Below are 24,613 nucleotides of genomic sequence, written 5' to 3'. Positions count from 1 at the left end.
TGCGTCGGATCGCTCATCGCATCGTTCGCCGAGTCGTTCATCGAGTCGTTCCAGGAGTGGTTTTCCACGTGCCCGAGCATAGGCGCCCACCATTCGGCGTACTCTGGGGCGCGTGGGTTTGCCTGAGAAGGCTCTCGGGTACACCATGGAAGTCACGGATCGTTCGCGTCCGTGCTAACCCGGTCTGGCTCCTCCCCCCCCCGAGTCGGACCGTGGGGACGACCCCCGCTCTCCCCCCCGGCGGGGGTCGTCGCATGTCCGGACCCGTTTTCGGGTCCTTTTTTCATGCCCCGAACGGCCCTGAGCCTCCTGATCCACCCCTCGGATCCGCCCGCACCCATCCCCTCGGCCACTACACAGCGTGACCGTACGGCCGCACTGTGAGGTGATCCGGGGTCGTTTCACGCGTCAACTTCCAAACGTCACCGGTATGGGTGAGCGAGATATCCACAAGCCTTCTCCTGTCCACAGTTTTTGACCAAGATCCACATGATTTCCGAGATCGCTGCACGGTGATTCCGGACGCGAAGTCCGGACCGGTGTTCATGGCCGGTTCGTTATGGCCGACCGATGTCCGGCGGCCGCTATTCGGAGCCCCTGGCGCCGGTGACTTCGCTCCGGAGGACGACGCCCGCGGACGCGGGCGAGCGCGGTGAGAAGGGGGATCGGATCGTGACGGGAGTCATCACGTGCGACCCGGCGGGCGGCGCCGGAGCCGAGCGGCGCACGCCGCTGATCGTGACCGAGGACGTGGAACTGCTCGACGACCTGCTGCGGCTGTGCGCGGCGGCGGGCGTCCGGCCCGAAGTGGGGCACGGTCCACCCGGGACCAGAGGGAGCTGGGAGGCCGCCCCGCTGGTCCTCGTCGGGGACGACGCGGCCGGCCGGCTGAGCGGCGCGGCCCGGCGGCGCGGCGTCGTGCTCGTGGGCCGCGACCAGGACGACCCGGGCGTGTGGCGGCGGGCCGTCGAGATCGGCGCCGACCACGTACTGATGCTGCCGGCCGGCGAGCAGTGGCTGATGGACCGGATCGCGGACGTCGCCGAGGCCGTGGGCCGTCCCGCGCTGACCGTCGGCGTCATCGGCGGCCGCGGCGGTGCGGGAGCCTCCACGCTGGCCTGCGCCCTCGCGGTGGCCGCCGCGAGGGCCGGGCGGCGCACCCTGCTGGTCGACGCGGACCCGCTCGGCGGCGGCCTGGACGTCCTGCTCGGCGGGGAGACGACCCAGGGCCTGCGCTGGCCCGCGTTCGCCCAGTCGCGGGGCCGGGTCGGCAGTGGCGCGCTGGAGGAGTCCCTGCCGAGCCTGCACGGCCTGCGCGTCCTGAGCTGGGACCGGGGCGACATGGCGGCGGTCCCGCCCGAAGCCGTACGGGCGGTCCTCGCCGCCGGACGGCGCACGGGCGGCACGGTCGTCGTGGACCTGCCGCGCCGCGTGGACGCCGGGTCGGTGGAGGCCCTCGCCCAGCTCGACGTGGCGCTCCTCGTCGTCCCGCCCGAATTGCGCGCGGTGGCGGCGGCCCGCCGGGTCGCGGGCGCGGTCGGCATGGTGCTGCGGGACCTGCGGGTGGTGACCGGTCCGGCATCCGAGGGCGCCGCCGGGGCCGGAGGGCTGCCGGCGGACGAGGTCGCGCGCCTGCTCGGACTGCCCCTCGCGGGCGAGCTGCCCGCGCTGCGCGGCCGGGCGGCGGACGCCCCCACCGACGCCGTCGTGGCGGCTGACGGGCCCCTGGGGCGCTTCTGCGGGCAGTTCTGGGACCGCATGGCGGTCGGCCTCGCCGACGGCGGTGGTGCCGGATGAGCGCCGTCGTCGGAGCGCGCATGCTGGACGGCGTACGCCAGTGGCTCGCGGAGAACGGGGCGGAGGCCACCCCCGCGCGCGTGGCCGAGGCGCTGCGCGCCCAGGGCCGCGTCCTCGGCGACGCCGAAGTGCTCGGCACGGCCGGCCGGTTGAGGTCGGAACTGGTGGGCGCGGGCCCGCTGGAGACCCTGCTCGCCGACCCCGCCGTGACCGACGTGCTGGTGTCGGCGCCGGACCGCGTCTGGATCGACCGCGGCGCCGGACTCGAACGGACCGGGGTGACCTTCGAGAGTCCCTCCGCCGTACGCCGGCTCGCCCAGCGCCTCGCCTCCGTCGCCGGACGCCGGCTCGACGACGCCCGGCCCTGGGTGGACGCCCGGCTGCCCGACGGCACCCGCCTGCACGCGGTGCTGCCGCCCGTCGCGGTGGGCTGCACCTGCCTGTCCCTGCGCGTCGTACGTCCCCGAGCCTTCACCCTCGACGAACTGGTCACCGCGGGAACCGTGCCGCCGGGCGGCGACCGGATCCTGCGCGCGCTGCTGGCCGCCCGCCTGTCGTACCTGATCAGCGGGGGCACGGGCACGGGGAAGACGACCCTGCTCAGCGCGCTGCTCGGGCTTGTCGGGCGGCAGGAGCGGATCGTGCTGGCGGAGGACTCGGCGGAGCTGCGGCCCGACCACCCGCACGTCGTACGGCTGGAGGCGCGGCCCGCCAACCAGGAGGGCGCGGGCGCGGTCGGCCTCGACGACCTGGTCCGCCAGGCCCTGCGGATGCGGCCCGACCGGCTCGTCGTCGGCGAGGTGCGCGGCGCGGAGGTCGTCTCGCTGCTCGCCGCGCTCAACACCGGGCACGAGGGCGGCAGCGGCACCGTGCACGCCAACGCGGCGGGCGACGTCCCGGTCCGGCTCGAAGCGCTGGGCACGGCCGCCGGGCTCGATCGCGCCGCCCTGCACAGCCAGTTGGCGGCGGCGGTCTCCGTCGTCCTGCACCTCGTACGCGACCGGGCCGGCCGGCGCCGGGTCGCCGAGGTCCGCGTCCTCGAACGGGACTCCGAGGGCTGGGTGCGGGCCGTGCCCGCGCTGGAGTGGGGCGAGCGCGGCTTCGTCCAGGGCGCCGGCTGGGAGCGGCTGGCGGCGGTGCTGAGGACGAGGGGAGGGCTGCCGGACAGGGAGTGAGCGGGGTGCGGGGACGGACGGGTCGGCGGGAGCGGTACGGAGCGCGGAGTACGGGGTGAGTGATGTGTCGGGCGTGATGGTGGTGGCGGTCCTGGGGGCGCTGGCCGTGGCCTGGGCGGTGATCGCGCAGGGCGCCGAGGTGCGGCGGGCCCGGGCGGTGCTGGGCGGCACGGTCGCGGGGCCGGTGCCTGCCGGGTGGCGGGCCGGAGCGGAGCGGGCGCGGGGCTGGGCGCGGGCGCGGCCGGAGTGGGGGTGCGTGGGGATCGGGGCGTTGCTCGGGCTGCTCGGGGCGTCGCCGGTGCCGTTGCTGCTGGGGGTGGGGGCGGTGCCGGGGCTCGCGCGGGCCCGCAGGAGCCGCGCGGCTCGCCGGGAACGGGAACGGCGCGGGGACGCGGTGATCCGGCTGTGCGCGGTCCTCGCCGGTGAGGTGCGCGCCGGCCGTCAGCCGGGGGCGGCCCTGGAGATCGCGGTCGGGGAGTGCGAGGCACTGCCCGGGGCGGCGGCGGCCGGGGTGGTGGCCGCGGCGCGGTTCGGCGGGGACGTGCCGGGGGCGCTGCGGGAGGCCGCCGGTGAGCCGGGCGCCGAGGGGCTGCACGGGCTGGCCGCGTGCTGGCGGGTGGCGGTGGACCGGGGCGCGGGGCTGGCCGCCGGGCTCGAACGGCTGGCGGGGGCGTTGCGCGCGGAGCGGGATCAACGGGCTGACCTCAGAGCCCAGTTGGCGGGGCCCTGGTCGACGGCGGTGATGCTCGCGGCGCTGCCCGGGCTCGGGCTGGCGCTGGGGGCGGCGCTCGGGGCACGCCCGCTGCGGGTGCTGCTCCACACCGGAGGCGGCGCCGCGTGCCTGGTCGTGGGCGCGGCACTGGAGGCGGCGGGCCTGTGCTGGGCGCGGCGGATCGTGCGCGGGGCGGAGGGGTGAGGGGAGTTGGGGGCTGGGGCCGGAGGGGGGGCGGGAGCGCGGGTGAGGAGGGCCCCTGGGGGCGGGCCCGTGGGGACGGTTCCGCGAGGACGGGCCGGGCCGGAGTGGTGGCGGGGCGGCTGGAGGGGCGGTGGTCGGGGCGGTTGTCGGAGTTCGGGGTTGTGCACGAGGTCGTACGGAACGGGGAGTGAGAGGCGATGGACTTTGTCCACAGGCTGGGGGCGGTGCTGTGCGTGGCGGCCCTGGTGATGTACGCGGTACGGGAGTTCGAGGAGAGGCGCCGGGCGCGGACCTTCAGGCGGAGGGTGCGGTTGCTCCTGGAGGAGATCGATCACGGGCCAGGGGCGCGGGAGCCGGCGGCGGTGACGCGAGCGCGAGGAGCGGAAGCGCGGAGGGAGGGAGCCGGGGGCGTCCCAGGGGCTTCGCCGTCCGGGCGACGGGGCCTTCGGGAGCCGGGCGGAGCGCGGGCGAGGCAGGTGTGGTCCGTGGACGCCTGGGCGACAGGGACACGGGCCGCCGGGGGCCTGCGCAGAGACGGAGCGGGCGGCCGGATGTCGGCGCGGGCGCGGAGTTGGCTGCCCATGGCCGGGGCGGTGAGCACCGGGTACGTCCTGGTGGGCGGGGTGGCGGGGCTGGTGCTGGGCGCGTTCGCGGGCGTCGCGCTGCACCGGTGGCGGCGGGCTCGTGCGGTGCGGGCGGCTGTCGGCGGCGCCGGGATGCCGGCGGCTGAGCGGGCCGAGGCCGAGCGGCAACTACCGCTGGCGGCGGACCTGTTGGCGGCTTGCCTCGCGGCGGGCGCGGAGCCGGTGGGGGCGGCGCGGGCCGTGGGGGAAGCGCTGGGCGGGCCGGTCGGCAGGGCGCTCGTCCGGGGCGGGGCTCAGGTGCGGCTCGGGGGTGAACCGGGGCGGGCGTGGGCGGAGTTGGCGGCAGTGCCGGGAGCGGCGGGGCTGGTGCGGTTGCTGGAGCGGGCGGGGGACTCGGGGGTGCCGGCGGCGGCTTCGGTCGCGGGGTTCGCCGCGGAGTGCCGAGCGGAACGCGGGCGGAGAGCGACCGCCGTGGCCCGTCGCGCCGCTGTCGCGGTGACAGCGCCGGTGGGGCTGTGTTTCCTGCCCGCGTTCCTCGTGATCGGGATCGTGCCCGTGGTCATCGGGCTCGCGGGCGGGGTGTGGGGCGCCGGCCGGTGAGGCGCCGGGCGGCGGCAGTCGACGTAACGCGGGACGTGACGAGTGACGTAACGCGTGGCGTGAGGCATGGCGTGACGCGTGGCGTGACGCACGACCTGGCACATGAAGTAGCGCATGACGTGACACATGACGGAACTACCAAGGAACTACACGGGGGTTGTGATGGAAGCGACGCGGACGAGCAGGACGCCGGAGAGCGGTACGCGGGAGATCGGGGCGCGGGCGATCGGGGTACGGGCGCGCAGGCGTCGACTCCTGGGGCTCGGGGGCGTGCGCGGGCGCCGGGACGCGCAGCGGCGGGGGCGGTTGGCCCGCAGCAGGCGGATGTTGCGGTGGGCGCGGGCCGTGCGGGCGGCGGCGGAGCGGGACGCGGGGATGGTCAGTGCGGAGTACGCGGTGGGGCTGCTCGCCGCTGTGGGGTTCGCCGGGGTGCTCTATCAGGTGGTGACGAGCGATGTCGTGCAGTCGGCCCTGCAATCGATGGTGGCGAAGGCGCTCCACGGGTCGTTCTGAGGCCCCCCGGGCGGACCGGGCGGACCGGGCGGACGGCGACGGAGGGTTCGTGACGGCGGAGGCGGCGGTGGTGCTGCCCGTGCTGGTGGCGTTCACGTTGGCGCTGATCTGGGCGGTGTTCGCAGCGTCCGCGCAGATCAGGTGCGTGGACGCGGCGCGGGTCGGGGCCAGGGCGCTGGCCCGGGAGGAGCCCCGGGAGGCGGCGATCGGCGCCGCGCGGGAAGCGGCGCCGGCCGGGGCGCGGATCGACGTGGACCGCGAGGGCGCGCTGATCAGGGTGACGGTGCGGGCGCGGGCGACCGGCCCCGGACCGCTCGGCGTCGACCTGACCGCGCGGGCGGTGGCGGCGGCGGAGGACACGCCAGGGGCCGCGCCCTCGGGCGGAGAGCCGGCAGGGGGCGACGGGTGAGGGCGGTGAGGGCGATAAGGGCAGTGAGCGCGACGAGGGCGACGAGTGCGGCGATTGTGGTGAAGGCGGTGAGAGGCATGGGGGCGTGGGCTGTGCTTCGGGGGCGGGCGTGCGCGGGGCGGGACCGGGGGTCAGCGACTGTTTGGGCGGCGATGGCGTTGGCGGCCCTGGGGCTGGTGTTCGGGGGCGTCCTGGCGCTGGGCACGGCGGTGGAGGCCCGGCATCGGGCGGGCGGCGCGGCGGATCTGGCGGCGCTCGCGGCGGCGGGACACGGCGACGAGGGCGCCGGCGCGGCCTGTGGGCTGGCGGCGCGGGTGGCACGGGCGCAGGGCACCAGGGTCGTGGGGTGCGAACTGCGGGGCGCGGTCGCGGAGGTGACGGTGTCGGCGGGATCGGGGTCCCTCGCGGCCCGGGCCACGTCCCGAGCGGGCCCGACGGACGGGGACCCCCCGGACGGGGACCCCCCGCCCTTGGGCGCAGGCCCCTTCCCCGCACCCGCCCCGGCGCCCCCGGACAACTCCCGAACAGGCCCCGCACCCCCGGCTGCTTCCCGAACAGGCCCGCCACACAAGACACCCGCGCCCGCCGACCCCGGCTCCCCGCACCCGCCGAACCCGGCGACGGAGCCACCCCCGCCTCCCTAACCGGCAGCCCGGGACCCTCCCCCCGCAGAACCCCCGCCCGCGGAGCCCCCCGCAGGAGCCACCTGCGTAGAACCCCCACGGGAAACCCGGCCCGTAGAGCCCCCGGCAGAACCCCCGCCCGCGGAGCCCCCCGCAGAAGCCGCCCCCACAGAAGCCCCCTGCGAACCACCCACAGAGCCCGCCCCGCCCCCCGCCGAAGAAGACGCCGACCGCAGCAGCTCGGAGAGGAGTCGTACCGCGCCCCGCTTGTGCAACGGATCGTTGCCGTTGCCGCACTTGGGGGACTGGACGCAGGACGGGCAGCCGGCCTCGCACTCGCAGGAGGCGATGGCCTCACGGGTGGCCGTCAGCCATTCCTCCGCCGTGTGGAAGGCCCGCTCGGCGAAGCCCGCGCCGCCCGGGTGGCCGTCGTAGACGAAGACCGTGGGCAGCAGCGTGTCGGGATGGAGGGGGACGGAGACACCGCCGATGTCCCAGCGGTCGCACGTGGCGAAGAGAGGGAGGAGGCCGATGGAGGCGTGTTCGGCGGCGTGCAGGGCGCCGCCCAGGATCTCGGGGTTGATGCGGGCGGCGTCGAGCTGGTCCTCGGTGACCGTCCACCACACGGCGCGGGTGCGCAGCGTACGGGGAGGGAGGTCGAGCTTGGTCTCGCCGAGTACTTCGCCGGTGATGAGGCGGCGGCGCAGATAGCCGACGACCTGGTGGGTCACTTCGACGGAGCCGTAGCACAACCGGCCCTCGCCCCAGGGGACTTCGACGTCCGTCTCCAGGATGGAGATGGCGGTGGTGTCGCGGGCGGTGGTCGAGTACGTGGGGTTCGCGGCTTCGACGAGGGCGACGGAGTCGTCGAGGTCGAGGTGCTTGACGACGTAGGTGCGGCCCTGGTGGAGGTGGACCGCGCCGTCGTGGACGCTGGTGTGGGCGGAGCCCGCGTCGACCGTGCCGAGGAGACGGCCGGTGCTCGCCTCGACGATCTGCACCGGGTCGCCGCCCTCGCCGCGGATGTCGGCCAGGTCGGCGGCGGACTCCCGGCGCGTCCAGTGCCACGCCTTCGTGCCGGGCCGCCGGCGCAGCAGCTTCGCGCCCTCCAGCTGCGGCAGCAGTTCGGTCGTGGCCGGGCCGAACAGGGCGAAGTCGGCTTCGGTCAGCGGAAGTTCGGCGGCGGCGGCGCACAGGTGCGGGGCGAGGACGTACGGGTTGTCGGGGTCGAGGACGGTCGACTCGACGGGCTGGTCGAACAGCGCCTCGGGGTGGTGGACGAGGAACGTGTCCAGCGGGTCGTCGCGGGCCACGAGCACGGCGAGGGCGCCCTGCCCGGCCCGTCCGGCGCGTCCGGCCTGCTGCCACAGGGAGGCGCGGGTGCCCGGGTAGCCGGCGATGACGACGGCGTCGAGGCCGGAGACGTCGATGCCGAGTTCGAGGGCGGTGGTGGCGGAGAGGCCGAGGAGTTCGCCGGAGTGCAGCGCGTTCTCCAGGGCACGGCGCTCCTCGGGCAGATAGCCGCCCCGGTAGGCCGCGACACGCCGGGCGAGCGACCGATCGATCTCGGCCAGTCGCTCCTGGGCGATCACCGAGATCAGCTCGGCGCCGCGCCGGGACCGTACGAAGGCGACCGAGCGGACGCCCTGGACGGTCAGGTCGGTCAGCAGGTCGGCGGTCTCGGCCGTCGCCGTGCGGCGCACCGGCGCGCCCTTCTCGCCCTGCATCTCGGTGAGCGGGGGCTCCCAGAGGGCGAAGACGAGTTCGCCGCGCGGGGAGGCGTCGTCGGCGACCTCGACGACCGGCAGCCCGGTCAGACGGCTCGCTGCGACGGCCGGTTCGGCGGCGGTCGCGGACGCCAGCAGGAACACGGGGTCGGAGCCGTAGCGGGCGCACAGCCGGCGCAGCCTGCGCACGACCTGGGCGACGTGCGAGCCGAAGACGCCGCGGTAGGTGTGGCACTCGTCGATGACGACGTACTTGAGGGCCTTGAGAAAGGAGGACCAGCGCGGGTGCGAGGGCAATATCCCGCGGTGCAGCATGTCGGGGTTGGTGAGGACGTAGTTGGCGTACTGGCGGACCCACTCGCGTTCCTCGAAGGGGGTGTCGCCGTCGTAGACCGCCGGCCGGATCGCCGTGCCGAGCGGTTGTGAAAGTTCCTTCACGGATCGGCACTGGTCCGCGGCGAGGGCCTTGGTGGGGGCGAGGTAGAGGGTGGTGGCGCCGCGCCCGTTCGGCGCCTCGGAGCCGTCGAGGAGGCGGGAGAGGACCGGGACGAGGTACGCCAGGGACTTCCCCGAGGCGGTTCCGGTGGAGACGACGACCGACTCGCCGTCCAGGGCGTGCTCGGCGGCCAGCGCCTGGTGGGCCCAGGGATGCTCGATCCCGGCCGCCTGGACGGCCGCGACGACCTCGGCGCGGATCCGGTCGGGCCAGACTGCATGACGCCCCTGACGAGGGGGCAAGTGCTCCGTATGGGTGATGCGCGCAGCCCTGCTCGGACCCGAGGCGAGCCGTTCCAGGACCGCACCGGGAGAGGGGCGGGAGCCGGTGGGCGCCGAGGGTCGTTCGGATCGGTGATTCTTGGCCATCGGCACCGAGTGTGTCACTGGCGTGACCGACAATGCTCCCAAGGCGTCGTGCTTGCCTGCCGGTAAGTGATTGAATGCATCGCGGCTGGCGAACCGTCCCGGGGGATCATGCCGAGGTGTCCCCGAGGGGCGACCGCTCGATAGCAAGGTGCTGGAGGATCCGTGGACCTGTCCCTGTCGACCCGTACCGTCGGCGATCGTACGGTCGTCGAGGTCGGTGGCGAAATCGATGTATATACCGCGCCCAAGCTGCGCGAGCAGTTGGTCGAGCTGGTGAACGACGGCAGTTTCCACCTTGTCGTCGACATGGAGGGCGTGGACTTCCTCGACTCCACCGGGCTCGGCGTGCTGGTCGGCGGCCTGAAGCGGGTGCGTGCCCACGAGGGCTCGCTGCGCCTGGTCTGCAACCAGGAGCGCATTCTGAAGATCTTCCGGATCACTGGTCTGACCAAGGTGTTCCCGATCCACACCTCGGTCGAGGAAGCCGTCGCGGCGACCGACTGACCGGCGGACACGGCCGGCCCCGCGCGGGTCGGCCGGTCCGGTGCGCCGGGAGATCCCGGGCACCCGGTAGACAGCGGGGTGCGGGCGGCCGTGCGCGGCCGGCCCGTTCTCCCGGAGCACGCCCGTACGACCGAGGGGGACGCATGACCACCGTCGAACTCCGCTTCAGCCCTCTGCCTGAGCACGTCCGCACCGCCCGGCTCGTGGCGGCGGCGGTGGCGCGCAGGTCAGGGGTGGACGAGGCGGTCCTCGACGAGGTCAGGCTCGCCGTCGGCGAGGCGTGCAGCCGCGCGGTCGGACTCCATCAGAACGGCGGGATCACGTCGCCGGTGCGGGTGGCCCTGGTCGAGGAGGAGAAGCAGTTCTCCATCGAGGTCGGGGACGACGCGCCGCACGCGACCCAGCGCCCCGGGGCGCCCGGGAGCGGCGGCGAGGAGGCGGACGCCGAGGGCGAGGACGAGATGGGGCTCGCCGTCATCAGCGGCCTCGTCGACGACGTCGAGGTCACCGCGGACGCGGACGGCGGGCTCATCAGGATGAGCTGGCCGACGACCCCGGCACCCACAGTCCCCTGACCCGCGGCCCCCTGACCCCGCAGTCACCTGACCGACCCCGAGAGCCCTGTTCACCGAACCCGGTGAGCGGGGCTTTTTCCTTTGCGATCCCGGATGTGATCGCGGGCGTGATCGCGGGGCGGAAGAAGTCCCGCCAATGGCGTGCGTAACACCCTGAGTATCGTCCCGAGTAACGCCCTGAGGGTGTTATGTATTACCCATAGGGACTCGTGGGGCTCGGGTTTATTCGCTGGTACTCAGGCCGGATCTGGCCGGATCTTCGCTCAAGAGCAATTCCGTTTACCGCGTACTGTTTTGATCAGGTCATGCTCCCTACAATCCGTCCACGTCTTGAGCTCAGTCCAAGCGTCAAGGAGGACGAATGGCGGAGCCGTCTACCTCTCACCCTTTCGCGGCCGCGGTCCTGACCGATGACAACCGGCTGATCGTCGTCGTCATCGCCGTCGTCGCGCTCGCGGCCCTCGCCCTCGCCGGGGTCCTGGTGCGCCAGGTGCTCGCCGCGGGCGAGGGCACGGAATCCATGAAGAAGATCGCGGCGGCGGTCCAGGAAGGCGCGAAAGCCTATCTGGGACGCCAGTTGCGCACCCTCGGCGTATTCGCCGTCGTGGTGTTCTTCCTGCTCATGCTGCTTCCCGCTGACGACTGGAATCAGCGGGCCGGACGATCGATCTTCTTCTTGATCGGCGCGGGCTTCTCGGCGATCACCGGTTATATCGGAATGTGGCTCGCGGTGCGCAGTAATGTGCGTGTGGCCGCCGCGGCGAGGGAGGCGACTCCGGCGGAAGGAGAACCGGAAAAGGATCTCACTTCCGTCTCCCATCAGGCCATGAAGATCGCGTTTCGTACGGGTGGCGTCGTCGGCATGTTCACGGTCGGGCTCGGCCTGCTCGGCGCCTCCTGCGTCGTACTCGTCTACGCGGCCGACGCGCCGAAGGTCCTGGAGGGCTTCGGGCTCGGGGCGGCCCTGATCGCCATGTTCATGCGGGTCGGGGGCGGCATCTTCACCAAGGCCGCCGACGTCGGCGCCGACCTGGTCGGCAAGGTCGAGCAGGGCATTCCGGAGGACGATCCGCGCAATGCCGCGACCATCGCCGACAACGTGGGCGACAACGTCGGAGACTGCGCGGGGATGGCCGCCGACCTGTTCGAGTCCTACGCCGTGACGCTCGTCGCCGCGCTGATCCTCGGCAAGGCCGCCTTCGGGGACGCCGGGCTCGCCTTCCCGCTGATCGTTCCCGCGATCGGCGTGGTCACGGCCATGATCGGGATCTTCGCGGTGGCGCCGCGCCGCTCGGACCGGTCCGGGATGAGCGCGATCAACCGGGGCTTCTTCATCTCCGCGGTGATCTCGCTCGTCCTCGTCACCGTGGCCGTCTTCCTGTATCTGCCGGGCTCGTACGGCTCGCTGGACGGGGTCGGGGACGCGGCGATCAAGGCCAAGGACGGCGATCCGCGCATCCTCGCCGTCGTCGCCGTGGCCATCGGCATCGTGCTCGCGGCGCTCATCCAGCAGCTCACCGGCTACTTCACGGAGACGACACGCCGACCGGTCCGCGACATCGGCAGGACCTCGCTGACCGGCCCCGCCACCGTCGTCCTCGCCGGCATCTCGGTCGGCCTGGAGTCCGCGGTCTACACGGCGCTGCTGATCGGGCTCGGCGTCTACGGGGCGTTCCTGCTCGGCGGCACGTCGATCATGCTGGCGCTGTTCGCGGTGGCGCTCGCGGGGACGGGACTGCTGACCACGGTCGGCGTGATCGTCGCCATGGACACCTTCGGGCCGGTCTCCGACAACGCGCAGGGCATCGCCGAGATGTCGGGCGACGTGCGCGGCTCGGGCGCGCAGGTGCTGACCGACCTGGACGCCGTGGGCAACACCACCAAGGCCATCACCAAGGGCATCGCCATCGCCACGGCCGTCCTCGCGGCGTCGGCGCTGTTCGGCTCGTACCGGGACGCGATCGTGACGGCCGCGCACGACGTCGGCGAGAAGGTCGGCGCGGGCGGCCCGATGAACCTGGTGATGGACATCTCCCAGCCCAACAACCTCGTGGGCCTCATCGCGGGCGCGGCCGTCGTGTTCCTCTTCTCCGGGCTCGCCATCAACGCCGTGTCACGGTCGGCGGGTTCGGTGGTCTACGAGGTGCGGCGGCAGTTCCGCGAACACCCCGGGATCATGGATTACACGGAGACGCCGGAGTACGGGCGCGTCGTCGACATCTGCACCAAGGACGCCCTGCGCGAACTCGCCACGCCCGGGCTGCTCGCCGTGATGGCGCCCATCGCGGTCGGCTTCACGCTCGGCGTCGGCGCGCTCGGCGCGTATCTGGCGGGCGCGATCGGCACGGGCACGCTGATGGCCGTCTTCCTCGCCAACTCCGGCGGCGCCTGGGACAACGCCAAGAAACTCGTCGAGGACGGCCACCACGGCGGCAAGGGCAGCGAGGCGCACGCGGCGACGGTCATCGGCGACACGGTCGGCGACCCGTTCAAGGACACCGCGGGCCCCGCGATCAACCCGCTGCTGAAGGTCATGAACCTCGTCGCGCTGCTCATCGCGCCCGCCGTCGTGAAGTTCAGCTACGGCGACTCCGCGAGCGTCCCCGTCCGCGTCGCGGTCGCGGTCGTCGCGCTCGTCGTCATCGTCGGCGCGGTGTACGTGTCCAAGCGGCGCGGCATCGCGGTGGGCGACGCCGACGACGCCCCCGCCGGCCCCGACGCGGGCGAGGGGAGGGTGCCCCGCCAGCCGGACACGACCCCCAGCGCGACGCGCACATGACACCCCACGACCCCTTCCCGGCGCGACCCGCTCGGCCGCGCACATGACAACAAGCGGTCACAGCAGTGACGTACACCACCGATCTTGTACGTCACTGCCGTCATCGCCCGTCACATCGGCATCGGCGTCAACAGCGGGGCGGGCAGCGGGCCTTGGCGTGCTGTCCGCTCCGCTCCGCGCCCTGGTGGTCCCTTCGGCGCGTGGGCGGTCCGCCGCGGTTTCTCCCGTGAGCCTTCTCTCGCTTGATGCAAATGGCTGCTAAAGGCCAAGAAAGCGGGCATAGCGGGCGCCCGGCATGCGATTGTCGTGTGCTCGGCGTGTAAGTTCCGGGGCCGAGAGCCATGGAAGGGACCAATCCGGTGAACAAGAAGCTTGCTGCCGCACTGTCCGGCGGTGCGGTACTGGTACTGGCGTTGTCGGGTTGCAGCGACGACAGCAACAAGAAGCTCGACGACTGGGCCAAGCAGGTCTGTGACAAGGTCCAGCCGCAGGCGAAGAAGATCGAGTCGGCCAACGCCGCCATCCAGAAGCAGACCTCGGACAACAGCGCCCCGGCCGACGTCCAGAAGACGGACTCCCAGGCGTTCCAGGACATGTCCGACGCCTACAAGGCGATCGGCGACGCGGTCGACAAGGCGGGCGCCCCGCCCGTCGACAACGGCAAGACCAAGCAGCAGAACGCCGTGAAGGAACTGGACAAGATCTCCACGTCCTACGCCGACCTGAAGAAGCAGATCGACAAGCTCGACACCGGCGACCAGGGCAAGTTCGCCGAGGGCCTGAAGACCATCGCGGGCAGCCTGGAGAAGCTCGGCCAGAGCGGCAGCGACGCCCTGAAGAACCTCGAAGAGGGCGACGTGGGCAAGGCGATGAGCAAGCAGGAGAGCTGCAAGAGCGCCTCCGCCAAGCCGTCGTCCTCCTGACGCCCCGGGACCCCGGCGCGCATCCATCGGCGCCCTCCGCTCCACCCACGCCCCCGACGCCCCTGGCATCCGCCGGCCCCGCCTCCCCGGCCCGGCCGCCGTGCCGGGGGCGTCGGCGTGCGGGGAGCGCGGGGCCTGCCGGGCGGCGTCGGCGTGCGGGGTGCGCGGGTCGCACGGGTCGTGCGGTCACAATGGAACGGTGAGTACCAAGCTGCCGGACGCCACCCGTACCGACGTCGCCACCGCCCTGCGCGACGCCCTGATCGACGCCGAGTTCACCGCCGACGGGCTGCTCGACCTGCTCGGGGCGCCCGCCTACGCCGCCCTCGCCCGCAGCGAGACCGTCCCCGCGCTGCGCGCCACCCGCGGCGACAGCGCCCTTGAGGCGCTCGTGCGGCTGTTCCTGCTCCAGCAGCCCGTGCCGCGCGCCCGCCTCGACGGCGTCCTGCCCGTCGAGGAGTGCCTGGCCGCCGGCTGGCTGCGCGCCGGCGGCGACGACGTCGAGGCCACCGTCGACGTGCGGCCCTACGGCGGGCCCGGCGGCGAGGACTGGTTCATCGTCTCCGACCTCGGCTGCGCGGTCGGCGGCGCCGGCGGCATCGGCAGCGGCGACGAGGCCGTCGTCCTCGGCGTCGGCGGCGCCTCCACCACCCTCGCCGGGATCACCGTCCGCGAACCCGTCGACTCCGCTCTCGACCTCGGCACCGGCTCCGGCATCCAGGCCCTGCACGCCGCCCGCCACGCCACCCGCGTCACCGCCACCGACCTCAACTCCCGCGCCCTCGGCGTCACCGCGCTCACCCTCGCCCTGTCCGGCGTGCCCGCCGCCGACCTGCGGGAGGGCTCCCTGTACGAGCCGGTGGGCGACGAGCGCTACGACCTCGTCGTCTCCAACCCGCCCTTCGTCATCTCGCCCGGCGCCCGCCTCACGTACCGGGACGGCGGGATGAGCGGGGACGATCTGTGCCGCTCGCTCGTTCAGGAGGCGGGGGCGCATCTGAACGAGGGGGGATACGCGCAGTTCCTGGCCAACTGGCAGCACGTGGAGGGGGAGGACTGGCAGGACCGGCTGCGGTCCTGGGTGCCGCGCGGGTGCGACGCGTGGATCGTGCAGCGCGAGGTGCAGGACATCACGCAGTACGCGGAGCTGTGGCTGCGCGACGCCGGTGACCACCGGGGGGACGAGGCCGCGTACGCCGCTCGGTACGACGCGTGGCTCGACGAGTTCGAGGCGCGCGAGGTGAAGGCCGTCGGCTTCGGCTGGATCACGCTGCACCGCACGGTGGGCGCCGAGAGCGAGCCGTCCGTCGTCGTCGAGGAGTGGCCGCACCCCGTCGAGCAGCCGCTCGGCGACGCCGTACGGGCGCACTTCGCGCGCGTGGACTGGTTGCGGGCGCATGATGACGCGGCCCTGCTCGGCGCCTCGTTCACCCTGTCCGGCGAGGTCGTGCAGGAGCAGGTCGGGCTGCCCGGAGCCGAGGACCCCGAGCATGTCGTGCTGCGTCAGGGGCGCGGGATGCGCCGGGCGACCAAGGTGGACACGGTCGGCGCGGGCTTCGCCGGGGTGTGCGACGGCTCGCTGAGCGCCGGCGTGATCCTCGACGCCATCGCCCAACTGATGGGCGAGGACCCGGTGTTGCTGCGCGACCGCACTCCGGCGCAGATCCGCACCCTGGTCGAGCTGGGCTTCCTGGAGCCGGTCGGCGCCGGCGCGGGGGGCGCGGCCGGGGCAGGTGCCGGAGGCGGCGCCTGAGACGGCCGACAGCGCGACTTCTCCTTGCGGGGTACGGGAGTTCACCCGAGGTTCCCCCTCACGTGTCAGCCTCAACGGCCTGGGCACCCGACAGCGGGCGCGAGCTGGGAGGCACGGCGATGGAGAGTACCCCCGCGGTCTTCGCGGGCACGGTGTTCGCGCTGTTCGGCGCGGGCCTGCTGCTGTGGACGGGAGCGCGCACGGCGCACCGCGAGCCGGTGGCGCACGGCGCGCGCCCGGTGGCGTCGGCGGTGCTCGCCGGCGCGGTCGGCGTGGGGGCGCTGGCCCTGGCGGGATGGTGTTTCGGCCAGACCTGACCCCGGCTGTGTCGCTGAGGTGAGAAAAGACTGAACGGCGAAGCCCGCCTCCGGAACTCCGGGGGCGGGCTTCGCCGTTGTACGGGTGACGGCTGCGCGGTCAGCGCAGGACGCGGCCCTCCGCGTCCGTGCGGTCGTTGCTCGTCAGGTACAGGATGCCGTCGACGAAGCCCCAGATGCCACCGATGCCGCAGGTCACGACGGAGACGACGAGCTGCCAGACACCGGTCTTGGTGTCACCCGCGTAGAAGCGCCCGACGCCGAAGGAGCCGAGGAAGATGCCGAGCAGACCCGCGACGAGCTTCTGCTTGTCGGAGTAAGGGCGGCCCTGCGGGTCGACGCCGAACGGAGCCTCGGGCGTGGCGCCGGGGAAGGGCTGGGACATGGGATGAGCTCCTAGGGACGTGAGAAAACGCCCGTGAGGACGGGCGGTCGAGCGAGCGGATGACGCGGGCGACGCACGGTGGAGTCACGAAGTCGCCTCGCGCCTTGAGCGTAGAGGGAGGGGAGTGGTGCCCAGCGGACGGAAGGGTCGATTGTGGCGACTTCGTGACCTTGACCGGGCGGAATCCGTACGGTCCTGATACGGGCCCGATACGGACCTGATGCCCCGTCAGTCGCCGGTCGTCAGCCGCCAGCCGTCAGACAAGGTTGCGCAGCACGCCCCACGCCAGGGCGAGCGCCAACAGGGCGCCCTGGAGGCGGGGTGAGGGCACCGGACGCCATGGCCGGCCGCGCAGCGCCGCGATCAGCCAGCGCACGAGGACGTAGAGGACGACGGGCGTGGCGAGCGTGAGCAGCGCGTTGTCGTGCCAGGCGGCCGCGAAGTGACCGTGCATCAGGTCGTACGCCATACGGGTGCCGCCGCACCCCGGGCAGAGCAGGCCGGTCAGTGCGCGGAACGGGCAGCCGGGCAGCCAGTGGCCGCCCTCGTGCGGATTCGTGCCGTACAGGTACGCCGCACCCGCGGCCCCGGCGGCGAGCACCGCGAGGGGTGCGGCGGCCGGGGCGCCCGGGAGCGTGCGCAGGCGACGCGGGCGGGTCACGGTCAGCCCCGCAGGATGCGGCCCTGCGCGTCGGTCGTGTTGCTGCCGGCGAGCATGACGATGCCGTCGACGAAGCCCCAGATGCCGCCGAGGCCGCAGGTCAGCACGCCGACGAGGAGCTGGCCGACGGCGAGGCCGGTGTGCCCGGTGTAGAAGCGGCCCACGCCGAACGTGCCGAGGAAGATGCCGAGCAGGCCGGCCGTCAGCTTCTGCTTGTCCGAGTAGGGGCGGCCGTAGGGGTCGTAGCCGTAGGGCGCGGACGGGTCGTAGCCGCCGCCGGGCGGCATGCCCATGCCCGGGCCGGGGGGCGGCGGGTAGGCGCCACCGCCGGCCGGCGCGGAGCCCGGGTAGGGGTAGCCGTAGCTGGGCTGGCCGGGCTGACCCGGGCCGCCCGGCTGGCCGGGAGCGCCGTAGCCGGGCTGCGAACCCTGCTGCGGGTAGCCGTACGGGTTGCCGCCCGGGTCCTGCGGGGGCTGCTGGCCGTAGGGGTTGCTGTCGGACATCGGGATGCTCCTGGGTCGGGATGCCTTCGGGGACGAGCCGGAGGCTCACCGAGGAACAGGCCCCCGGGCTCCCCCAGCCACCCGCCATCTTGTCAGGAGGCGGCGGCGAGGCGTCAGCGGAGACCGGGAGGACTCGTGAAGAGGGCGGCCGGGGACGCCTCCGGAGGACGCCGGCAGCTCGGGCGGAGGCCCTCGATGCCGCCTCCGCGACCCCGGGAAGAGGGCGGCCGCCCGTCCGCCGGAGCCGTGGCCCGGACTCTTCGCCCGCCTCCGCCGAAGGCACCGGTAGGCACCGGAAGGCTCCGGAAGGCACCCCCGCCCCGGCACACACGCCGAGGTGGGAGGGGGGAAAGGGGAGGGCGCGGGCCTGCCCCCGGCGGGCGGAGGGCGGCCCTCCGGTCCCCGGTCCGGGGGCAGGATCACGAGGAGTCGGGTTACCGTTCCGAGTGGCTGCTGCGTGCTTTTCCCGTTTGACACACCGGCGGGAGGTACCGTCACACTCCGCAGCAGTGCCGTGACCACGGACGCGAAACCGACCAAGAACGGCCCCGAACCCCGACCGGAGAGAAGAGCGAAGTTGTCCCCGACCAGCGAGACCGCACAGGGCGGTCGGCGACTCGTCATCGTCGAGTCCCCCGCCAAGGCGAAGACGATCAAGGGCTATCTGGGCCCTGGGTACGTCGTCGAAGCGAGCGTCGGGCACATCCGCGACCTCCCCAACGGCGCGGCCGAGGTCCCCGAGAAGTACACGGGTGAGGTGCGCCGCCTCGGCGTGGACGTCGAGCACGACTTCCAGCCCGTCTATGTCGTCAACAGCGACAAGAAGGCGCAGGTCAAGAAGCTCAAGGAGCTGCTGAAGGACTCCGACGAGCTCTTCCTCGCCACCGATGAGGACCGCGAGGGCGAGGCCATCGCGTGGCACCTCCTGGAGGTCCTGAAGCCGAAGGTCCCCGTCCACCGGATGGTCTTCCACGAGATCACCAAGGACGCGATCCGCGCCGCCGTCGCCAACCCGCGCGAGCTGAACAAGCGCATGGTCGACGCCCAGGAGACCCGCCGCATCCTCGACCGCCTCTACGGCTACGAGGTCTCGCCGGTCCTGTGGAAGAAGGTCATGCCGCGCCTGTCGGCCGGCCGCGTCCAGTCCGTCGCCACGCGGCTCGTCGTCGAGCGGGAGCGCGAGCGCATCGCCTTCCGCTCCGCCGAGTACTGGGACCTCACCGGCACCTTCGCCACCGGCCGCGCCGGCGATCCCTCCGACCCGTCGTCGCTGGTCGCCCGCCTGTCCGCCGTCGACGGCAAGCGCATCGCGCAGGGCCGCGACTTCGACTCGCTCGGGCAGCTCAAGCTCGGCTCGGCGGCCACCCTGCACCTGGACGAGGCCAACGCGCGCTCCCTCGCCGCCGCCCTGGAGCAGACCAGCTTCTCCGTACGCTCCGTCGAGTCGAAGCCGTATCGACGGTCGCCCTACGCACCTTTCCGTACGACGACCATGCAGCAGGAGGCCTCGCGCAAGCTGGGCTTCGGCGCGAAGGCGACCATGCAGGTGGCCCAGAAGCTGTACGAGAACGGCTTCATCACCTATATGCGTACGGACTCCACGACGCTGTCCGACACGGCCGTCTCCGCCGCCCGCGCCCAGGTCACGCAGCTCTACGGCAGTGACTACCTGCCGGACAAGCCGCGCACCTACGCCGGCAAGGTGAAGAACGCGCAGGAGGCGCACGAGGCGATCCGCCCCTCCGGCGACCGCTTCCGCACGCCCGCCGAGACCGGCCTGACCGGTGACCAGTTCAAGCTCTACGAGCTGATCTGGAAGCGGACCGTCGCCTCCCAGATGAAGGACGCCGTCGGCAACAGCGTCACCGTCAAGATCGGCGGCACCTCCGCGGACGGCCGCGACGCCGAGTTCAGCGCGTCCGGCAAGACGATCACCTTCCACGGCTTCCTCAAGGCGTACGTCGAAGGCGCCGACGACCCGAACGCGGAACTGGACGACCGCGAGCGCCGGCTGCCCCAGGTCGCCCAGGGCGACCCGCTGAGCGCCGAGGAGCTGTCGGTCGACGGCCACGCCACCAAGCCGCCCGCCCGTTACACCGAGGCGTCCCTGGTCAAGGAGCTGGAGGAGCGCGAGATCGGCCGCCCCTCCACGTACGCGTCGATCATCGGCACGATCCTCGACCGCGGGTACGTCTTCAAGAAGGGGACGGCCCTCGTGCCCTCCTTCTTGTCCTTCGCCGTCGTCAACCTCCTGGAGAAGCACTTCGGGCGGCTCGTCGACTACGACTTCACCGCGAAGATGGAGGACGACCTCGACCGCATCGCGCGCGGGGAGGCCCAGTCCGTCCCGTGGCTCAAGCGCTTCTACTTCGGCGAGGGCGACGGCTCGGGCGCCGGCGGCGCCGCCGACGCGGGCAACGGCGACGGCGACCACCTCGGCGGCCTCAAGGAGCTGGTGACGGACCTCGGCGCGATCGACGCGCGCGAGGTGTCCTCGTTCCCCGTGGGCGACGGGATCGTGCTGCGCGTCGGCCGCTACGGCCCGTACATCGAGCGCGGCGAGCGCGACTCGGAGAACCACCAGCGCGCCGACATCCCCGAGGACCTCGCGCCGGACGAGCTGACGGTCGCGTACGCCGAGGAACTGCTCGCCAAGCCGAGCGGCGACTTCGAACTGGGCACCGACCCCGAAAGCGGCCACCAGATCATCGCCAGGGACGGCCGCTACGGGCCCTACGTCACCGAGGTGCTGCCCGAGGGCACCCCGAAGACCGGCAAGAACGCCGTGAAGCCGCGGACCGCGTCGCTGTTCAAGTCCATGACGCTCGACACGGTCACCCTCGCCGACGCCCTCAAGCTGATGTCGCTGCCGCGTGTCGTCGGCACCGACGCCGAGGGCGTGGAGATCACCGCGCAGAACGGCCGGTACGGCCCGTATCTGAAGAAGGGCACGGACTCGCGCTCCCTGGAGACCGAGGACCAGATCTTCAACATCACGCTGGAAGAGGCCCTGGAGATCTACTCCAAGCCCAAGCAGCGTGGCCGCGCCGCCGCGAAGCCGCCGCTGAAGGAGCTGGGCGAGGACCCGGTCAGCGGAAAGCCCGTGGTCGTCAAGGACGGCCGCTTCGGCCCGTACGTCACCGACGGCGAGACGAACGCGACACTCCGCTCGGCCGACTCCGTGGAGGAGATCACCCCCGAGCGCGGCTTCGAGCTGCTCGCCGAGAAGCGCGCCAAGGGGCCCGCCAAGAAGACGGCGAAGAAGGCGGCCAAGAAGGCGCCCGCGAAGAAGACCGCGGCGAAGAAGACAGCCGCCAAGAAGACCACGGCGGCCAAGAAGACGACCGCTGCGAAGAAGACGACGACGGCCGCCAAGAAGACCGCCGCGAAGACGGCGGCGGCGAAGGCGGCTCCGGCCGAGTAGCCCCGCCCACACGCGCGGGCGGGCACCGGCCCACCACGCGCGCGTGGCGCGGAGAGTGCCGTACGACGGGCGCCCAGGGGACTCGATCCCTTGGGCGCCCGTTTGTTCGGGCGGCTCCCCGGACTGTCGGTAGCGCCCGATAGGCTGGACGGATGACCCCTGCCGAGCAGCCTACGGCCCCCCACACGGCCCCAGACGACGCCCTGGTAGCGGACTCCAGAGAGCGCGCCGTGCGCGCTCTGCTGCGCGCGCCGCAGTTGAAGCGACTGTGGTCGGCGCAGCTCGTCGGAGGCGTCGGCGATGTCCTCGGCCTCTTCGTCCTGGTCGTGCTCACGCTCCAGGCGGCCATCGCCGAGGGCTCCTTCGGCGGCGGCTACCGAGGCGTGGCCTTCGCCGTCACCGCCGTCTTCGGGGCGCGCATGTTGTCGACCCTGCTGTTCGGCGCCGTCCTGCTCGGGCCGCTGACCGCGCTCACCGCGTCCGGCGGCCCCCTGGACCGGCGCTGGACCATGGTCGGCGCCGACGGCGTCCGTGCCGCCCTGCTGATCGTCGCCCCCCTCTGGATCGACTGGGCCGAGGGCAACGCACTGGCGCTGCTCCTCGTGACCGCCTTCGTCCTCGGCGTCGCCGAGCGGTTCTGGACGGTCGCCAAGGAGAGCGCCGCGCCCGCCCTGCTGCCCCCACCGCCCCCCGAGGGCGCCGCCGTGCGCCCCCTGCCCGACCACATGGACGCCCTGCGCCGGCTGTCGCTGCGCACCGGGTTCATGGCGTTCCCGCTCGCCGCGGCCGCCCTGGTCCTCGTGACCCTCGTGCAGAACCTGATCGGCGCCGGCGTCGACTGGTTCGCGCAGCACCAGGTGGCGCTCTCCTCGTACGTGGGCGCGGGCATGTTCGCCGCGTCCCTGTCCGTCGTCGTCCTCCTCGAACTGCCCGCCCGCCAGACCCCGCGCCCCCGCTCCCCGCTGGAGGGCCTGCGCCGCCCGAAGACCGCCTCCGGCGTCGACAAGGGCCGCACCGGAGCCGTCCCGCTCCTGGTGCTCGCCTGCGCCGCCGTCGCCGCCGCCGTCTCGGGCGCCGTCGCCGTCACCGCGCTGCACGCCAAGGATCTCGGCGGCGGCCCCGTCCTGTTCGGCCTGCTCGCGCTCGCGCTGACCGGCGGCACCGCCGTCGGCATCCGCACCGCGCGGGCCGTGCTGCCCTCGCTGTCCCGGCGCCGGCTGCTCGCGCTCGCCATCGCCCTCACCGGCATCGGCCTCCTCGCGGCAGGTCTCGTACCGGACGTGACGAGCGTCGTGCTCATCGCCGCGCTGTCCGGCGTCACCGCGGGCGTCGCCGCCAACACCGGGCACACCCTGCTCGACCAGGAGACCGAGGAGTACCGGCGGGCCCGCACCACCGAACACCTCCAGGCCGTCGTACGGCTCTGCGTCGCGGTCGGCGCGCTGCTCGCCCCGGCCATCGCCGCGCTGATCGGCCCGCACCGCCTGGAGAACGGGAAGTTCGTCTTCGCGCACGGCGGCGCCGCGTTCACGCTGATGCTGATCGGCGCGCTGCTGCTGCCCGTCGCCGCCCTGGTGCTCGCCAAGGCCGACGACCGCAGCGGTGTCCCGCTCCGCCACGACCTGCGCGACGCCCTCCTCGGAGGGAACGATCCGGCGCAGGCCCCCGCCGCCACCGGCTTCTTCATCGCCCTGGAGGGCGGCGACGGCGCCGGCAAGTCCACGCAGGCCGAGGCGCTCGCCGAGTGGATCCGCGCCAAGGGCCACGAGGTCGTCGTCACCCGCGAGCCCGGGGCCACCCCGGTCGGCAAGCGGCTGCGGTCGATCCTGCTCGACGTGTCGTCCGCCGGCCTGTCGCACCGCGCCGAGGCGCTGTTGTACGCCGCCGACCGCGCCGAGCACGTCGACACCGTCGTACGGCCCGCTCTGGAGCGCGGCGCGGTCGTCATCTCCGACCGGTACATCGACTCGTCCGTCGCCTACCAGGGCGCGGGCCGCGATCTGTCGCCGGTCGAGGTCGCCCGGATCAACCGGTGGGCCACCAGCGGGCTCGTGCCGCATCTGACGGTCCTGCTCGACGTCGACCCGCAGGCCGCCCGCGAGCGGTTCACGGAGGCGCCGGACCGGCTGGAGTCGGAGCCGATGGAGTTCCACGCGCGCGTGCGCTCCGGTTTCCTGACCCTGGCCGCCGCCGACCCCGGCCGCTACCTCGTCGCGGACGGCGGTCAGGAGCCCGAGGCCGTCACCACGGTCGTACGGCGCCGCCTCGACATGCTGCTCCCGCTGTCCGAGGCCGAGATCAAGGCGCGGGAAGAGGCCCGTAAGAAGGCCGAGGAGGAAGCGCGCCGAAAGGCGGAGGAAGAGGCCGCACGCAAGGCCGAGGAGGAGCGCAAGGAGCGCGAGCGCCAGGAGGAGCTGGCCCGGCTGCGCGCCGAGGAGGAGGAGCGCCAGCGCCGCGAGCTGGAGGAGGCGCAGCGCCTGGAGGCCGAGCGCCAGGCCGAGGAGGCCCGCCGGCGCGCGGAGGAGGCCCGTAAGAAGGCCGAGCAGGAGCAGGCCCGGCTGCTCGCCGAGGAGAAGGCGCGGCAGGCGGAGCAGGAGCGGCTGCGCAAGAAGGCCGAGGAGGAGGCGCGGCAGCGCGCCGAGGCCGAGCAGCGGCGCCTGGAGAAGCAGCGCAAGGCCGAGGAGGCGTTGCTGCGCGCGGAGGAGGCCCGCAGGCTGGCCGCCGAGGCGAGCGCGGCGGCCCAGGCGGCGGCGACCGCGCGCGCGGCTTCCGCGTCGACGGGGATCTCCGGGGGCTCCGGTTCTGCGGCGGCCTCCGGTTCTGCGGGGTCTTCCGGCTCTACGGGGACGCATGGCGCCGGGGCCTCCGGTGCCGCCGGGGCGTCCGGCTCGGGCAAGGGGCGGGCCGCGAAGGCGCCGGTCCCGGACAACGAGACGACCGTCCCGACGCCCGTCGTCCGTCCCGCCGAGCCCTCGGACTCCGAGGAGACGACGGTCCTGCCGGCCGTCGGCGGCGCCCAGGGCGCCGGGTCCGGCGCGGACGCCGACGAGACGACGGTCCTGCCGCCCGTGCGGGACGCGGAGGAAACGACTCAGCTCCCGCGCTACTCGGACGCCGCCGGTGCGGCCGACGAGACGGCGGTGCTGCCGAAGGTGCCCGACCCGTCCGCGGACCGCGTCCCGCCGGGTTACTTCCGTGACGAGCGCGGTGCCTCCGCCGGGTCGGGCGGCGCGGGGGGTTCGGGTGAGAACCCGAACGAGCGCACGGCCGAGCTGCCCCAGATCGACGAGGAGGGACGCCCGCGCCGCCGCCCCCGCCCCGACTGGGCGGAGGAGACGCCGCTGGACGACCTGCCGTCCCTCGCCGACGAGCTGCTAGGCGGCGCGGACGACGAGGACGAGGGCGGTCGTGGCGGCCGGGGCGGCAGGCGCCGCCGCTGACGCCTCTCAGGCGCCCGTGTCTCAGGCGCCCGTGCCGACGGCCCCCGCGGTTTCCTCCGCGGGGGCCGTCGGCGTCTTCGTACGACGAGGGCCGCCGGCCGTCAGTCGACGAGGGCGGCCGGCCGTCAGTCGACGAGGGCG

The 24,613-nt window shown here is 73.6% G+C and carries 19 protein-coding genes; 15 read left to right on the top strand and 4 right to left on the bottom strand.

Annotated elements, in window-relative coordinates; genetic code table 11:
• Positions 1 to 672 precede the first annotated feature (672 nt).
• The 7 genes from ssd (at position 673) to ACZ7LY_RS20230 (ending at position 6,638) form a co-directional block, all read left to right on the top strand.
• Positions 673 to 1,797 carry a septum site-determining protein Ssd gene (ssd, locus tag ACZ7LY_RS20260; RefSeq protein ID WP_471626014.1) on the top strand — a complete coding sequence of 375 codons (1,125 nt, stop codon included), beginning with the start codon at positions 673 to 675 and terminating at the stop codon, positions 1,795 to 1,797.
• Positions 1,794 to 2,972: a TadA family conjugal transfer-associated ATPase gene (locus tag ACZ7LY_RS20255; RefSeq protein ID WP_471626013.1), complete on the top strand. Its 1,179-nt coding sequence runs from the start codon at positions 1,794 to 1,796 to the stop codon at positions 2,970 to 2,972. The genes ssd and ACZ7LY_RS20255 overlap by 4 nt, the downstream gene beginning before the upstream one ends.
• 76 nt (positions 2,973 to 3,048) lie before the next feature.
• Positions 3,049 to 3,888 (top strand): type II secretion system F family protein, encoded by an 840-nt coding sequence (locus tag ACZ7LY_RS20250; RefSeq protein ID WP_471626059.1) that lies wholly within the window; start codon positions 3,049 to 3,051, stop codon positions 3,886 to 3,888.
• A 485-nt stretch (positions 3,889 to 4,373) separates the two neighbouring features.
• Entirely contained in the window at positions 4,374 to 5,072 is a 699-nt protein-coding gene (locus tag ACZ7LY_RS20245) for a type II secretion system F family protein (RefSeq protein ID WP_471626012.1), read from the top strand.
• A gap of 162 nt (positions 5,073 to 5,234) precedes the next feature.
• Positions 5,235 to 5,585, top strand: coding sequence for a DUF4244 domain-containing protein (locus ACZ7LY_RS20240; protein ID WP_471626011.1), 351 nt, complete (start codon positions 5,235 to 5,237; stop codon positions 5,583 to 5,585).
• 49 nt (positions 5,586 to 5,634) lie between these two features.
• Positions 5,635 to 5,994, top strand: a complete 360-nt coding sequence (locus ACZ7LY_RS20235) for a TadE family type IV pilus minor pilin (protein ID WP_471626010.1) — start codon at positions 5,635 to 5,637, stop codon at positions 5,992 to 5,994.
• Between the two features lie 77 nt (positions 5,995 to 6,071).
• Positions 6,072 to 6,638 carry an Rv3654c family TadE-like protein gene (locus ACZ7LY_RS20230; RefSeq protein ID WP_471626009.1) on the top strand — a complete coding sequence of 189 codons (567 nt, stop codon included), beginning with the start codon at positions 6,072 to 6,074 and terminating at the stop codon, positions 6,636 to 6,638.
• On the opposite strand, the gene ACZ7LY_RS20225 is transcribed toward ACZ7LY_RS20230, so the two are convergent.
• Positions 6,635 to 9,208 (bottom strand): DEAD/DEAH box helicase, encoded by a 2,574-nt coding sequence (locus tag ACZ7LY_RS20225; RefSeq protein ID WP_471626008.1) that lies wholly within the window; start codon positions 9,206 to 9,208, stop codon positions 6,635 to 6,637. The genes ACZ7LY_RS20230 and ACZ7LY_RS20225 overlap by 4 nt on opposite strands.
• Before the next feature lie 162 nt (positions 9,209 to 9,370).
• Here ACZ7LY_RS20225 and bldG point away from each other — a divergent pair, with 162 nt between their 5' ends.
• The 6 genes from bldG (at position 9,371) to ACZ7LY_RS20195 (ending at position 16,059) form a co-directional block, all read left to right on the top strand.
• Entirely contained in the window at positions 9,371 to 9,712 is a 342-nt protein-coding gene (gene bldG / locus ACZ7LY_RS20220; RefSeq protein WP_003975386.1) for an anti-sigma factor antagonist BldG, read from the top strand.
• A 143-nt stretch (positions 9,713 to 9,855) separates the two neighbouring features.
• Positions 9,856 to 10,287, top strand: coding sequence for an ATP-binding protein (locus ACZ7LY_RS20215; protein WP_471626007.1), 432 nt, complete (start codon positions 9,856 to 9,858; stop codon positions 10,285 to 10,287).
• Positions 10,288 to 10,648: 361 nt separating this feature from the next.
• The gene (locus ACZ7LY_RS20210; RefSeq protein WP_471626006.1) at positions 10,649 to 13,066 is read left to right on the top strand and encodes a sodium-translocating pyrophosphatase; all 2,418 of its coding nucleotides are present in this window, start codon (positions 10,649 to 10,651) and stop codon (positions 13,064 to 13,066) included.
• A 341-nt stretch (positions 13,067 to 13,407) separates the two neighbouring features.
• Complete coding sequence (locus ACZ7LY_RS20205) at positions 13,408 to 13,989, top strand: small secreted protein (protein WP_471626005.1); 582 nt, start codon at positions 13,408 to 13,410, stop codon at positions 13,987 to 13,989.
• 199 nt (positions 13,990 to 14,188) lie between these two features.
• Positions 14,189 to 15,742 carry a DUF7059 domain-containing protein gene (locus ACZ7LY_RS20200; RefSeq protein WP_471626004.1) on the top strand — a complete coding sequence of 518 codons (1,554 nt, stop codon included), beginning with the start codon at positions 14,189 to 14,191 and terminating at the stop codon, positions 15,740 to 15,742.
• A gap of 119 nt (positions 15,743 to 15,861) precedes the next feature.
• Positions 15,862 to 16,059, top strand: a complete 198-nt coding sequence (locus ACZ7LY_RS20195; RefSeq protein WP_471626003.1) for a hypothetical protein — start codon at positions 15,862 to 15,864, stop codon at positions 16,057 to 16,059.
• 100 nt (positions 16,060 to 16,159) lie between these two features.
• Here ACZ7LY_RS20195 and ACZ7LY_RS20190 read toward each other — a convergent pair whose 3' ends face one another.
• The 3 genes from ACZ7LY_RS20190 to ACZ7LY_RS20180 all read right to left on the bottom strand — a co-directional run bounded on the left by ACZ7LY_RS20190 (position 16,160) and on the right by ACZ7LY_RS20180 (position 17,608).
• Positions 16,160 to 16,444 carry a TM2 domain-containing protein gene (locus tag ACZ7LY_RS20190; RefSeq protein ID WP_471626002.1) on the bottom strand — a complete coding sequence of 95 codons (285 nt, stop codon included), beginning with the start codon at positions 16,442 to 16,444 and terminating at the stop codon, positions 16,160 to 16,162.
• Positions 16,445 to 16,700: 256 nt separating this feature from the next.
• Positions 16,701 to 17,105 (bottom strand): DUF2752 domain-containing protein, encoded by a 405-nt coding sequence (locus ACZ7LY_RS20185; protein WP_471626001.1) that lies wholly within the window; start codon positions 17,103 to 17,105, stop codon positions 16,701 to 16,703.
• 2 nt (positions 17,106 to 17,107) lie between these two features.
• Positions 17,108 to 17,608 carry a TM2 domain-containing protein gene (locus ACZ7LY_RS20180; protein WP_471626000.1) on the bottom strand — a complete coding sequence of 167 codons (501 nt, stop codon included), beginning with the start codon at positions 17,606 to 17,608 and terminating at the stop codon, positions 17,108 to 17,110.
• 577 nt (positions 17,609 to 18,185) lie between these two features.
• On the opposite strand from ACZ7LY_RS20180, the gene topA reads away from it, so the two are divergent.
• On the top strand, positions 18,186 to 21,032 hold the full coding sequence (gene topA / locus ACZ7LY_RS20175; protein WP_471625999.1) for a type I DNA topoisomerase: 2,847 nt from the start codon (positions 18,186 to 18,188) through the stop codon (positions 21,030 to 21,032).
• A gap of 152 nt (positions 21,033 to 21,184) precedes the next feature.
• Positions 21,185 to 24,472: a dTMP kinase gene (tmk, locus tag ACZ7LY_RS20170; RefSeq protein WP_471625998.1), complete on the top strand. Its 3,288-nt coding sequence runs from the start codon at positions 21,185 to 21,187 to the stop codon at positions 24,470 to 24,472.
• The last annotated feature ends 141 nt before the right edge of the window (positions 24,473 to 24,613 follow it).

It is taken from the genome of Streptomyces sp. NPDC107550, from assembly GCF_055639095.1.
Note: the sequence above shows the minus strand (reverse complement) of the source record. Positions and strands in the feature narration are given on the sequence as shown.